We start from the raw sequence: 12,152 nt of genomic DNA, 5'->3' as shown, positions 1-12,152 counted from the left end.
CTGCCTTCCCCCGGACGGCTCACCACGCTTACGGCGACCCGCGTTCCAGTCGGCCGACGGTGGGTTGAGCCTCGTCCAACGTGGCCGGGTGAATCTCGTTTTATCGCCTCACTACGTGTCAATGTATGCAGCGTTCCAGCAGACTCGCCGCTGCCGCGGGAAGAGAACCAGAAGGGCCGACGATGACCCAGCTTCAAGAAACGGAGCCTCAGGACCCCACGGCCCGGGCAGCTGCGGCAGCGTCCCGCGGCTGCCCGGCATACAGGTCCGATCCGTACCCCGTCTATCAGCACCTGCGTGAGGCCGCCCCCGTCTGCCGCCTCACGCCGCCGCATGGCGTGGACACTTACCTGATCACCCGGTATGAAGACGCGAAAGCCGCTCTGGCTGATCCGCGGATCAGCAAAGACATGTACGCGGCCATCGATGCCTACCGCACCATCTTCGGCGACTCCTCCATCGCCCTGGATGACAACATGCTCTTCTCCGATCCCCCCAAGCACACTCGGCTGCGCCGGATCGTGAACCGCGCCTTCATTCCCCGCCGCATCGAGGCCCTGCGTCCGCGTGTCCAGGAGATCACCGATACGCTGCTGGACGACTGCACCACCCAGGCCCCGGTCGACCTCCTGCCGTCTTTCGCTTTCCCTCTTCCACTCAAGGTGATCTGCGAGCTCATCGGCGTACCCGAAGAGGAGAGAGACGACGTCCAGAAATGGTGCAGCGTTGTAGCGCGGACAGGATTCAGCAAGGAAGACAAAGCCCGTCTGGCCGAGGCTGAAAACACCCTGCGCGACTATTTCCAGGAACTCATCACGCGCAAAAGGGGAAGCGCTTCCGACGATCTGCTCAGCGTCCTCATCCGCACCCAGGACGAAGAGGGTGCCATGACCGACGGTGAACTCCTGTCGACCCTGTGGGTCCTCCTCTTCGCTGGACACAAAACGACCGCATACCTCATCGGCAACGCGGTTTTCAACCTGCTCACCCACCGAGATCAGCTTCAGCAGATCATCGCCTCTCCCGAGCTCCTCCCGAACGCGATCGAGGAGATCATCCGTTTTGACGGCTCGGTTGAGAACGCAACTTTCCGACACGCGCTCGAAGACATCACCATTGCGGGAACGCTCATCCCTAAAGGTTCCCTGGTGCAGATCTCCATCACGTCGGCCAACCGGGATGCTGCACGCTTCGAGTCACCCGACAAGTTCGACGTGACGAGACAGGGCCTGCAGAGCAGTCACCTTGGATTCGGCACGGGACCCCATTACTGCCTCGGTGCGCCACTGGCAAGAATGGAAATGCAAATCGCACTGACCACCCTCTTCGACCGTTTTCCGCGGATCGACCTGGTGGCTCCCGCGGAGGAAGCTGAATGGCTCACCGTTCCATTCCCCGCCTTCCGGGGATTGCAACGACTGCCTGTCGTCCTTGATCCCTCACGGATCCTCGACGACTGGGCATCAGAGATGCCCGACATCGGGTAACAGCACCGGTGACAGAGTTCTCCGGGCAGATGTCTGAGGGTGTGTCTGGCCGTCCTGGGGGCCGGCGACATCAGAGGCAGCCGCCGAACGCACCGGTGCAGGCGACCCCGCACATGCTCGGTTCTGTCGTCACGAGGGTGGCGAGGACGGAGCGGGTGTGTCGGCGTCGAGGGCCGCAGCGCGCAGGGCGGCTGCCACGCGGGTGACCGGCTCGGTCGGCGGGTGGGGGAGACGCGCCAGGAGCAGGCGCCGCTGTTCTTGGGGCCCGCCGCGGACAGGGAGGATGCGGACACCCGGTGGCGCGGCGGAAGCGAGGGCGGCAGGCACGGTGGACAGCCCACAGCCGGCGGCGACGAGATGGAGCTTGGCCAGCCAGTCGCGGGCGATGTGGGCGATCTCGGGCCGCTCGTCCAGGCCCGGCCACACGCCCAACAGCCGATCCTCTCCCGAGGGGGAGCCCGCGATCCAGCGCTGCCCGCGAAGGTCGGCCACGTCGACGAAGTCGCCACGGGCAAGTGGGTGGCCGGCGGGCACCGCGAGGCGCAACGCACGTTCGGTGAGTGTCTGCAACGCGAGCGGGGGCGACTCGGCGTCCGGAGGCCGGAACGGCGGCGCCGACGCGAGCAGGGCCAGATCCAGGCTGCCGGCCCGCAGGGCGCGCACCAGTGCCGGGGTACTGCCCTCCCGGCCGACGACGTTCAGGTCGGGGTCCGTGTGACGCAGCGTGACCAGCGCTCGGGGCAGCAGCACGGCGCCGGCGCTGGGGAACCATCCCAGACGGACCGTGCCGGCCTGTCCGGGAAGCCCGGACAGCTCCCTCGCGGTCGCTTCGATCTCCTCGAGCACGACGGTCGCGCGGCGCATGACGACGCGGCCGGCCGCGGTGAGCCGTACTCCGTCGCGTCGCCGCTCCAGCAGCTCCGCGCCCGCCGCCCGCTCGATCGCGGCGATCTGCCGGGAGACCGCCGACTGGGTGTAGCCCAGCGACGCCGCGGCCGCGGTGAAGGTTCCCTGTTCGGCCACCGCGCGGAAGACACGCAACGCGGTCAGCGACACATCATTGAAGTCCATGACGATCACGCATGCTAGCCGTGCGGAACTCTCGTTGGACTCATGGACGCGGGCGTTCTTAGCGTGGCATGCATGAACGCTTCACGCATCGCCCTCGTCACGGGCGCCAACCAAGGACTCGGCCGCGCTCTCGTCGAAGGACTGGCGGCCCGCATGAACCGGGACGACCTGGTCCTGCTCACCGGCCGCAGCCACCAGCGCGTGACGGACGCCGCCCGCGAGGTCACCCAGCTGCCCGGCACGCGCGCCCGCGTCGAGGGCCGGGTCCTGGACGTCACCGGCACCGACGCCATCGTCCACCTCGCCGAGGACCTCCAGGCCCGCTACGGAGGGATCGACGTCGTAGTCTCCAATGCGGTCGCCCGCCTGCTGCCCGAGGAGTCACAGGCCGAGCGGGCCGACGAATTCATCGACGTCTCCAACACCGCCACCCACGGGATCCTGCGCTCCTTCGGCCCGGTCCTGCGTCCGGGCGGCCGACTGATCGTCGTGGCCAGCAGCCTCGGCACCCTCGGCCACCTCGACCCTCGGCTGCACCACCTCTTCGACGGCGCGAGCCTCGACCAGGTCGAGTACGCCGTCGAGTCCTGGCGCAGCGCGGTCCACAACAACACCGCCGCAGAGGCGGGTTGGCCACGCTGGCTGAACGTGCCCTCGAAGGTGGCTCAGGTCGCCGCCATCCGCGCGGTCGCCGCCGAACGCCGCGAACACGACCTCGCCATGGACACTCTGATCGCGGCCGTGTGCCCCGGCATGGTCGACACCGCCACCTCGCGCCCCTGGTTCAGCGACTACAGCCAGGCCCAGTCACCGGCCGCGGCCGCCGGAGCCGTGCTCGACCTGATCTTTGCCGAGCACGCCGATCCCGCGCTCTACGGCGAGCTGGTCCGCTTCGGCAAAGCCCTGCCCTGGCACGACGGCACACCGCCGGTGGAACAGGACCGGATGCTCACGCCCTGAACGCCATCACCCACGCTTCAGCACACGGCAAGGAGTTCATCTTGAATGCCATCACCACCCCGTTCGGTCTCTCCAGCACGGCTGCCGAGGTCGCGGAAGGGATCGACCTCACCGGCCGCCGTGTGGTGGTCACCGGCGCCTCCTCCGGCCTCGGGGCAGAGACGGCCCGCGCGCTGTCCGCCACCGGTGCGGCAGTCACCCTCGCCGTCCGGGACGTGGCGGCGGGCGAACGCGTCGCCAAGGACATCACCGGGTCGACCGGCAACCAGGAGGTGCATGTCGCGCACCTCGACCTGGCCGATCCTGCGTCCGTCACTGCCTTCACCGCCGCCTGGCGTGGCCCGCTGCACGTGCTGGTGAACAACGCGGGCGTCATGGCCTGCCCCGAGCAGTACACCGAACAGGGCTGGGAGTGGCAGTTCGCCACCAACCACCTGGGCCACTTCGCCCTCGCCACCGGCCTGCACGACGCGCTGGCCGCCGACGGCAAAGCCCGTATCGTCGTCGTGAGTTCCACCGGCCACCAGCAGTCACCGATCGTGTGGGACGACGTCAACTTCGCCTTTCGCCCCTACGATCCGTGGCTCGCCTACGGTCAGTCCAAGACCGCCAATGTCCTCTTCGCGGTGGAGGCGAGCCGCCGCTGGGCCGGCGACAACATCACCGCCAACGCCCTGATGCCTGGCGCCATCTACACGAACCTGCAACGCCACACCGGTGGCCGGGGCAGCGGCAGGGTCCCTGCCCACCTGATCAAGACCGTCGAGCAGGGCGCCGCAACCTCCGTTCTCCTCGCGACCTCCCCCCTCCTCGATGGTGTCGGCGGCCGCTACTTCGTCGACTGCAACGAGACCGAGGTCGTCGACCGGCGCTCCGGCACGCTGCACGGCGTCGCCCGGTACGCCGTTGAACCCGACAACGCACGACGCCTGTGGACGCTGTCGCAGGACCTGCTGACAGGCGCCGGCTGAGGATGCGCAACCCGGCGCCCACGCCTACGCTGCGCATGCCGGTGCTCACCGCGCTCTACTCGACGTGTTCTGCCTCTGCGGCGACGTCCCGAACGCCGCGCGGGCGTCCCGCCTTCACCCACAGGCGGTACAGCAGCCCGGCGATGAGGAGCGCCGCTGCCAGGGAGGCGATGGGCTCCCCGCGGGCGAGGTTGATGAGCAGGACGAAGGTGACAGCCAACGCGCCGACGACATTCACGACCAAGTGGAACGGGCGTCCTTCCCAGGCCGAGAAACGGGCCATGGCGATCAGTCCGGCCAGGAACGACATGAAGACCGACACGGCGTAGAACAGCACGAGGCGCTGGTCCTGGCCGCCGGCGGCAGCGATGACCGCGCCGGAGACGGCGAGTAAGAGCGTGACGCCCCAGTACGGGGTGTGGTGGCGATTGGTCTTGCCCCACACCGCGGGCAGGATCCCCGTGCCACCGCTGCCGTCCGTGCCGTGGCGGCGTGCGAGTGCTTTGAGCAGGCCGGGGCCGGCCTGGAAGGACGACGACGCGGCGGACAGCAGCAACAGGGCCGTGACCAGCTGGAACACGGCGTACAGTTCGCCGGGAGCGGCTCGCCGTGCCAGTTCGGCGATCTGCGTGCTGTCGGCGGGCGGGATGCCGATCTTCAAGTGGACCGCTTCCGCGGTCAGCCCCAGGGTGATGGCACCGACGATGCCCAGGGTCAGCCACAAGGTGACCCGGCCGAAGTGGCGTCGGCCGTTGTCATCGAGCTGGCCGAGCTGCGCGATGGCCGAGGACGGTGCCTCGACGCCGGTGGCCAGCGCCATCGCGACGGGGAAGGCGAGAGCCACGGCGAGCGGGGCGGAGTGCGGGGGAGTGTGCGTGATCGTGCCGACGGGGTGGACCGGTGCTCCCAGCCCTTCGACGAGTACGGCCACGGTGATCGCGATGAAGGCGAGCGTCATCACCGCGAAGACGGCCCGCCCCAGGTGGCCGAACCAGGTCAGCCCGGCCACCCCTGCGGTCAGTGCGAGAGCGAGCGGAATGCGCCACGGCGCCGCTGCGGGCAGGTACGCGATGATCGCGGAGGCGCCGGCCGACGAGCTGATGGCGATGGTCAGCACGAAGTCGACGAAGAGCGCGCCGATCGGCACGAATGCCCACGCCTCGCCGAACGCCTCCCCGGCGGCGGCAGCGGCGCCCCCGCCTTGCGGGTAACGGCCCACCAGCTGGTGGTAGTTGACGATCACGAGCGCGATCAGGCCGACCACCAGGCCCATCGTCGGCAGCAGCAGTCCCAGGTCACCATGGAGCGCCCGCAGCGCGGCCTCGATCGCGTAGGCGACCGACGAAACGGGATCGGCCATTACGGCGAACGCGAAGGCAACCAGCAGCACCGGCTGGGCATGCAGCAGAGCAGCGATGCGAGCAGCAGTGGACCGCCGGTCGCGGATGGGCTTCGTCAACGGCTGATCCTCACTGGACGGACGGCATGACTGACCGCATCGCCGACCAGACTTCCCGGCACACCGCCGGGAAGCATACGCATCTTTGACGCGTCGCACCTTGCTTGTGACGGGGAGCTGGAGATCACCGCGACGACCCGACGCCGGGAGCCGACGACGGCACGGGGGTCCGGCCGAGATCCTGGGCACCGCTTGGGAACCGACCGGCGTCATCGCATCCCTGTGTACGCCTGGTCGAGTGTCACGGCGGAGCGGAGGAGTGGAACAGCGCCGGGAGTTGCGCTCCCTGGGCGCTCTACAGGCAATCCTAAGCAGCACGCTGCGCGCACGCTGTAGAGACAAGGAACTGAGCGATGGTTGAGACGGGCTTCGCCTCATTCGACACGACGGTCGACAAGACCAATCGGCTCCTCAAGGACATCGAAGAGTCATACGGATGGCCCAAGGAGCGCCGGAACCAGTCCTATGCCGCCCTGAGGTCGGTTCTGCACCTGCTCCGCGATCGCCTGACCGTGCAAGAAGCCGCGCATCTGGGGGCTCAGCTACCCATGCTGGTTCGCGGGTTCTACTACGAGGGGTGGGATCCGGACCGAGCGCCGGAGAAAGTCGGCAAGCAGGAGTTCCTCGAGCGTCTGCGGCAGCAGTTCCCGTACGAGGTCCAAGGCGGCATGGAGGAACTGGCCCGGACGGTCCTGCGGGCCCTCAGCCGCCATGTCACAGAGGGCGAGTGGGAGGACATCAAGTCCGTGCTTCCCAAGGATCTCGCGGAGCTGCTGCCCTGACGAGCGGCTGGCCGCCGCGATGCTCGCGCCCATCCTCCCGGCATCCCTGCGGTGCTGCCCGGCCGGCGCATGAACAACGACATATCGCTGTGCCTGCGCGGCGGTGGGGAATCGCTCGCGGGTTTTGGGGAACGCCGTGGGCCAGCGGATGGTCCTGCGGGACTGGTCGCGAGGTGCCGCGGTTCGGAGGTGAGCCGCGGCACCGTCTTGTGCCGCGGCGCGTGTCTACTCAGACACTGGAGGGGCATGCGCTCGTCTCGCAGGACTGCCCATCACGGCCGCCGTCCGGCGACAACGGCTGCTGCGGTCGCCGCCCGTTGCGGGAAGTCATGGCCCAGGGCCAGCAGCTGTCGCAGCCCGTGCGCCAGCACCCGGCAGCGAGCGCACTCGGCTCCTGCCCTTCCATGCGCGCACAGTCTCGTGCGGCAGTGCGACGCCGACCTGGGAGCCAACGACAGCGGACATGTGACGAGCGTCACACTCCGATGTTCGAACTTTGACCCCCGCCACGCATCTAGTCGGTGTCGGTCACTGAGCGGCTTCGGAACAGCACCCCTCCGCAGCCGTCCATTTCATTTCACCAAGGAATACTCAATGGGCTATCTGCGCGGGTTCATCCCCTGGATCGTCTCCGGCGTCGTCTCGTCCTTCGACTGGCGCTGGGGCGCGATAGCGGGTCTCGTCTCGGGACTGCTGCTCCTGTTGCAGGACCGCCGTCGCGGGGTCGGCCTCGATGCTCTGATCCTGGAACTCAGCACCGTCGCGTACTTCGTCGTCGTCGGCGCCGTGGCCGTCACCAAACCGGACTCGGCCGTGGCGGACCACACCGACGTCGTCTCCTTCGGCTGGCTGGCCGCCACCGCCTGGGGAACCCTGGCGATCCGGCGCCCCTTCACGCTGGGCATCGCCCGGCGCCAGACACCTCAAGAGTACTGGGACATGCCGGAGTTCATCCGGGTCAACAACCACATCACCGCTGCCTGGGGCGCCGGCTTCACCTTCATCGGCGTCAGCCTGGCCGTCTGCGGCGCGGTGAACGCCCCGGCCTGGGTGGGCATCGCCGCCCATGTCGCCGGCCTCGTCGGCCCCGCCGTCTTCACGAAGGTCTACCCCGCCCGGGCCCAGTCGCGACTGCTGGCCCAGGCACGGCCCTTCCCCGATAGGCCGTCCCCTCCGTACGCATTCCGCAACCCCGTATGACCAAGAACTCACGGCGCGAAGGAGCAAGCACATCGTGAGCACCATCCCAGAAGCAAGGAACGTCGTTCTCGTCCACGGCGGATTCGTCGACGGATCGGGCTGGAAAGGGGTCTACGACCTGCTGCGCGCCGACGGCTACACCGTCAGCGTGGTCCAGAACCCCACGCTCTCGCTCGAAGGTGACGTCGCCACGACCAAACTGATACTCGACGCTCAGGACGGCCCGACCGTGCTGGTCGGACACTCCTACGGCGGCGCGGTGATCTCCGAAGCGGGCCATCACCAGAACGTGACCGCACTCGTGTACGTCGCGGCGTTCGCGCCCGACAAGGGCGAGTCCGTGAACACCCTCATCGCCGACCCTCCGCCCGGAGCTCCCATGCCGCCGATCCTGCCCCCCAGCGGGGGGTTCCTCTTCCTGGACCGGGAGAAGTTCGCCGCATCCTTCGCCGGGGACCTGCCCGCCGACGAGGCACGATTCCTGGCCGACTCCCAAGTTCCCTGGGGCCTGGACGCCCTGGGCGGGACGGTCGGACAGCCCGCCTGGCGCACCAAGCCGAGCTTCTACCTGGTCGCCACCGACGACCGCATGATCCCTCCACCGGCCCAGCGCGCCATGGCCGAGCGGGCCGGCTCGACGGTGACCGAGACCGGCGGCAGCCACGCCGTCTACGTATCCAAGCCCGGCGAGGTCGCCGCGCTCATCAAGAAGGCCACCTCGGGAACCACCACCGCATGAGGAACTTCCGCAAGCAGCTGCGTGCCCTGCTCGCCACGGGCGCCGCGACCACAGCGGCAGCCACCCCTCCGGTGTCCACCGCCGCGGCCGATCCCGGTGATCACGAACACCGTTCTTGAACGCCTCGAACACGGGCGCGCCCATGCCCGGATCGTCGAGGTGACCGGTGCCTCACCCGTGGCGATGACCAGCCACCCGGGCATCGTCACAGACATGATCGAGGACGCGGCCCGCACCACGGCGAGATCAACATCCGCGGCACAGTCCACGACTGTTCCGGTGCCACCAGGACGTTCGCCATCCCCATCGGATTCCGCGACTCTCGCGGAATCCGCATGCGGCTCGACAAGGAAGGCAGAATGACCGACCAGACAGCTCTTCCCCTGTATCTCAGGGGCCGCTTCGCCCCGGTCCCCGAGGAACACACGCGGCCGATCTCACCGTGCGGGGCTCCCTGCCGCCCGATCTGGACGGCCGCTATCTGCGCAACGGCCCCAACCCACTGCCCGGCCAGGACAAGGGGCACTGGTTCACCGGTCCCGGCATGCTCCACGGCATCCGCCTGCGGAACGGACGTGCCGAGTGGTACCGCAACCGGTCGGTACACACGCGGGAGTTGGAGGGACATCCGTTCATCCGCGAGGACTTCACCATCGACCTGACCGAGACGCCCGCCAACACCCACGTGATCCGGCACGCCGACACCGTGCTGGCCCTGTGCGAGGTCGGCCTTCCCTACTGGGTCTCTCCATCGCTGGAGACCGTCGGACCGTACGACTTCGGCGGGCGGCTGACCACCGCGATGACCGCTCACCCCAAGGAGGACCCGGTCACCGGCGAACTCCACCTGTTCGGGACCGGGTTCACCCCGCCCTACCTCACCTACCACCGGGTCACCGCGGAGGGAGTGCTGCTCGACAGCCGGCCGATCGAGGTGCCGGGCCCGACGATGATGCACGACTTCGCCATCACCGAGCACCACATCGTCTGGATGGACCTGCCCGTCGTCTTCGACCCCGCCCTGGCCGGGCGCGGCGGCATGCCCTACCGGTGGGACGAGGAGTACGGCGCGCGGCTCGGAGTCATGCCCCGCACGCCCGGCAGCACCGACGTGCGGTGGTACGACGTCGATCCCTGCTACGTCTTCCACGTCGGCAACGCGTACGAGGACGCGCAGGGGCGCATCGTGCTGGACGCGGTGCGCTACGACCACGCCGGCTTCCAGAACGCCTGGGCGGACATCGGCGGACCCACAGGCCCGAGCGGCCTGCCCGGTGTGCTGGAACCGGGCCACTCCCAGGCACCCGCCGTCCTGCACCGCTGGACGCTGGACCCGGCTATCGGCCGCGTCACCGAGTCCGGACTGGACGACCGGGCAGCCGAGTTCCCCACACACAACGAGACCCTCACCGGGCGCCCGAACCGCTACCTGTACACCGTCTCCGGTGACGGCATCGCCCAACACGACCTCACGCGCCACACCAGTCACGCCTACCAGACGCCCGGCAGCCGTTACGCCGGCGAGGCGGTCTTCGTACCGGCGGCGGACGGCACCAGCGAGGACGAGGGCCGGCTCCTGTCGCTCATCTCGAACGACGACGGTGAGGCCGGGGAACTGCTCGTCCTCAACGCCGCAGAGCTCTCCGTCCAAGCAGTGGTGGAACTGCCGTACCCCGTCCCGGCCGGCTTCCACGGAAGCTGGCTACCGGAGCCCGTCCACCGGCCCTGAAGTGCTTCGGCCGCCAGAGGCCAGTTCTCCTCCGAGACCTGACCCGATCACGCTCAGACCCAAGGCGAACCGGGCCTCGAAGCCCAGGATCTGCCCGGCGGGTGTCGAGCGACGATGGAAAGGCGAATTCGGCCATGGCCAAGACATGGTTCATCACCGGCACGTCCAGGGGCTTCGGGCGGGAGTGGGACGAAGCCGCGCTGGAGCGGGGCGACCGGGTCGCAGCCGCGGCGCGCGACACCGGCGCTCTCACTCCTCTGGTGGAGCGGTACGGCAACGCGGTAACTGCCGGTCGCCTTGGACGTCACCGACCGCAAGGCCGGCTTCGCGGCCGTCCGTGCGGCGGCCGACCACTTCGGATCACTCGATGTCGCTCTTCGGCGGTCCACCGCGTACGGCTTGGCGCGTACGACGACTTCCGCGCCGGCAACTCGCTGAGCGCGGCGTCAAAGCGCGCCGACCCACACGCCACCCGCGAGGCGATCCTCGCCGTGGTGGACGCCGAGGATCCTGCACGGCGTATCTTCCTGGACAAGGGCCCCCTCGACCTGATGCGCAAGGTCCACCCCGCACGCATCGCCGAGTGGGAGAAGTGGGACTCCATCTCCCAAGCAGCACACGGTTCGTGATGCGTCGGCACGGAGGCGTTCAGTTCATGGTGCCCCTCAACCCACCCACGGATGAGGAACTCACACGCAGGGCCCAGTCCGGCGAGACCGGAGCCCTCGGGCTGTTGCTGGCCCGCCATCAGGCGCCGATGCGCGCGGTGGCGATGAGCTTGCTCGGCTACGGCCCCGACGCGGAAGACGCGATGCAGGATGCCGCGCTGACGGCGCTGCGGCGCATCGGCGACGTACGGGATCCGGCGGCCGTGGGAGCGTGGCTGCGGGCGGTCGTGCGCAACACCTCCCGCATGCGCCTACGCGCCACAAGGGAGACGCCCGGGCTGGACAGCCTTGACCACCTGCAGCTCCGCGACCACGAGACGTCGCACCCGGAGCGGCTCATCGAGCAGCACGCGATGCGTGACTGGATCTGGTACGCGGTGGAGGAACTGCCGCCGCAGCTTCGGCTGGTGCTGATGCTGCGCCATTTCAGCGGCATCACCTCCTATCAGGAGATCGCCGCTGCTTGCGAGGTACCGGTCGGCACGGTGCGAAGTCGGCTCAACCAGGCCAGGGGGAAAATGGCCCGGGTGCTGCTGTCGACCGCCACTCAAGCGCACGACGACGCTTCCGTGCTCACCGAGGAGAGCAGGCAGGAGGCCGTGGCGACTCTGCAGGCATCGGAGCGCGGCACCCTGCCGCGGGGGATATCCGAGTTGTGGCCGGCGGAATCCGAACTGGTCGGCACACTCAGCCGGCAAGGAGAACGCACCCATCCCGTCCCGGTCATGCAACAGACCTTGGAAGCCGGGGTACGCCAGAGCCTGCGACATGTGGTGGCCAGCCGTGACATCACCATCTGGGAAATGGACGTCACCAACCCCGTCGGCGCCACCAACCCCTGCCCGCCGACCCTCGCCTGGCTCATGTTCCGCGTGAACAGAAGAGTTCAAAGACTCCGGCTGGTCTTCCCCGAGCCGCCGCAATGAGCCGCAGCCGAGTGGGCGGCCGAAGGCGTCGCGGGCGCGGTCCCCGACGGCCATGACCAATACGTGTGCACTGCCAGTAGCCGAGAGGCTCCGAGCGGGGCCTGATCAGCTCTTCGCCCCGCCCCCCACGTACGCACACCCGCAAGGATGGGGCCGAAGG

General features: G+C 68.7%; 12 protein-coding genes. 10 read left to right on the top strand and 2 right to left on the bottom strand.

The window, feature by feature from the left end; genetic code table 11:
- Positions 1-182 precede the first annotated feature (182 nt).
- A complete protein-coding gene (locus tag ASC56_RS09095; protein WP_055490748.1) occupies positions 183-1,487 on the top strand; it encodes a cytochrome P450 in 1,305 nt (434 codons plus the stop codon).
- 129 nt (positions 1,488-1,616) lie between these two features.
- Here ASC56_RS09095 and ASC56_RS09090 read toward each other — a convergent pair whose 3' ends face one another.
- Positions 1,617-2,558 carry a LysR family transcriptional regulator gene (locus ASC56_RS09090; RefSeq protein ID WP_199835949.1) on the bottom strand — a complete coding sequence of 314 codons (942 nt, stop codon included), beginning with the start codon at positions 2,556-2,558 and terminating at the stop codon, positions 1,617-1,619.
- 72 nt (positions 2,559-2,630) lie between these two features.
- Between ASC56_RS09090 and ASC56_RS09085 the strand changes: the two genes are divergently transcribed.
- Both ASC56_RS09085 and ASC56_RS09080 read left to right on the top strand, forming a co-directional pair.
- Positions 2,631-3,518: an SDR family NAD(P)-dependent oxidoreductase gene (locus ASC56_RS09085; protein WP_055490746.1), complete on the top strand. Its 888-nt coding sequence runs from the start codon at positions 2,631-2,633 to the stop codon at positions 3,516-3,518.
- A gap of 41 nt (positions 3,519-3,559) precedes the next feature.
- On the top strand, positions 3,560-4,489 hold the full coding sequence (locus ASC56_RS09080) for an SDR family NAD(P)-dependent oxidoreductase (protein WP_055490745.1): 930 nt from the start codon (positions 3,560-3,562) through the stop codon (positions 4,487-4,489).
- A 55-nt stretch (positions 4,490-4,544) separates the two neighbouring features.
- Here the strand turns inward: ASC56_RS09080 and ASC56_RS09075 are convergent, their stop codons facing one another.
- On the bottom strand, positions 4,545-5,948 hold the full coding sequence (locus ASC56_RS09075) for an amino acid permease (RefSeq protein ID WP_234376895.1): 1,404 nt from the start codon (positions 5,946-5,948) through the stop codon (positions 4,545-4,547).
- A 353-nt stretch (positions 5,949-6,301) separates the two neighbouring features.
- Here ASC56_RS09075 and ASC56_RS09070 point away from each other — a divergent pair, with 353 nt between their 5' ends.
- The 7 genes from ASC56_RS09070 to ASC56_RS09045 all read left to right on the top strand — a co-directional run bounded on the left by ASC56_RS09070 (position 6,302) and on the right by ASC56_RS09045 (position 11,992).
- On the top strand, positions 6,302-6,730 hold the full coding sequence (locus ASC56_RS09070) for a DUF2267 domain-containing protein (protein WP_055490744.1): 429 nt from the start codon (positions 6,302-6,304) through the stop codon (positions 6,728-6,730).
- Positions 6,731-7,324: 594 nt separating this feature from the next.
- Positions 7,325-7,930, top strand: coding sequence for a hypothetical protein (locus ASC56_RS09065; RefSeq protein WP_055490743.1), 606 nt, complete (start codon positions 7,325-7,327; stop codon positions 7,928-7,930).
- A 34-nt stretch (positions 7,931-7,964) separates the two neighbouring features.
- On the top strand, positions 7,965-8,669 hold the full coding sequence (locus ASC56_RS09060; protein WP_055490742.1) for an alpha/beta hydrolase: 705 nt from the start codon (positions 7,965-7,967) through the stop codon (positions 8,667-8,669).
- Positions 8,666-8,788, top strand: a complete 123-nt coding sequence (locus ASC56_RS42770; RefSeq protein ID WP_267887618.1) for a hypothetical protein — start codon at positions 8,666-8,668, stop codon at positions 8,786-8,788. Before ASC56_RS09060 ends, ASC56_RS42770 begins: the two co-directional genes overlap by 4 nt.
- A 323-nt stretch (positions 8,789-9,111) precedes the next feature.
- The gene (locus ASC56_RS09055) at positions 9,112-10,398 is read left to right on the top strand and encodes a carotenoid oxygenase family protein (protein ID WP_371330045.1); all 1,287 of its coding nucleotides are present in this window, start codon (positions 9,112-9,114) and stop codon (positions 10,396-10,398) included.
- Positions 10,399-10,532: 134 nt separating this feature from the next.
- Positions 10,533-11,027: a hypothetical protein gene (locus ASC56_RS09050; RefSeq protein ID WP_055490741.1), complete on the top strand. Its 495-nt coding sequence runs from the start codon at positions 10,533-10,535 to the stop codon at positions 11,025-11,027.
- A 26-nt stretch (positions 11,028-11,053) separates the two neighbouring features.
- Positions 11,054-11,992 (top strand): RNA polymerase sigma factor, encoded by a 939-nt coding sequence (locus tag ASC56_RS09045; protein ID WP_055490740.1) that lies wholly within the window; start codon positions 11,054-11,056, stop codon positions 11,990-11,992.
- Positions 11,993-12,152 lie beyond the last annotated feature (160 nt).

This window comes from Streptomyces sp. TP-A0356 (assembly GCF_001417775.1).
Taxonomy (GTDB): domain Bacteria; phylum Actinomycetota; class Actinomycetes; order Streptomycetales; family Streptomycetaceae; genus Streptomyces.
The sequence above is the reverse complement of the archived record's forward strand: the minus strand, read 5'-3'. Positions and strand labels throughout refer to the sequence as shown.

Excerpts from the sequence above, each read along its gene's own strand:
- ASC56_RS09095 (WP_055490748.1), top strand. The coding sequence starts at position 183 with ATGACCCAGCTTCAAGAAACGGAGCCTCAGGACCCCACGGCCCGGGCA.
- ASC56_RS09090 (WP_199835949.1), bottom strand. The coding sequence starts at position 2,558 with ATGGACTTCAATGATGTGTCGCTGACCGCGTTGCGTGTCTTCCGCGCG.
- ASC56_RS09050 (WP_055490741.1), top strand. The coding sequence starts at position 10,533 with ATGGCCAAGACATGGTTCATCACCGGCACGTCCAGGGGCTTCGGGCGG.
- ASC56_RS09085 (WP_055490746.1), top strand. The coding sequence starts at position 2,631 with ATGAACGCTTCACGCATCGCCCTCGTCACGGGCGCCAACCAAGGACTC.
- ASC56_RS09045 (WP_055490740.1), top strand. The coding sequence starts at position 11,054 with ATGGTGCCCCTCAACCCACCCACGGATGAGGAACTCACACGCAGGGCC.
- ASC56_RS09065 (WP_055490743.1), top strand. The coding sequence starts at position 7,325 with ATGGGCTATCTGCGCGGGTTCATCCCCTGGATCGTCTCCGGCGTCGTC.
- ASC56_RS42770 (WP_267887618.1), top strand. The coding sequence starts at position 8,666 with ATGAGGAACTTCCGCAAGCAGCTGCGTGCCCTGCTCGCCACGGGCGCC.
- ASC56_RS09070 (WP_055490744.1), top strand. The coding sequence starts at position 6,302 with ATGGTTGAGACGGGCTTCGCCTCATTCGACACGACGGTCGACAAGACC.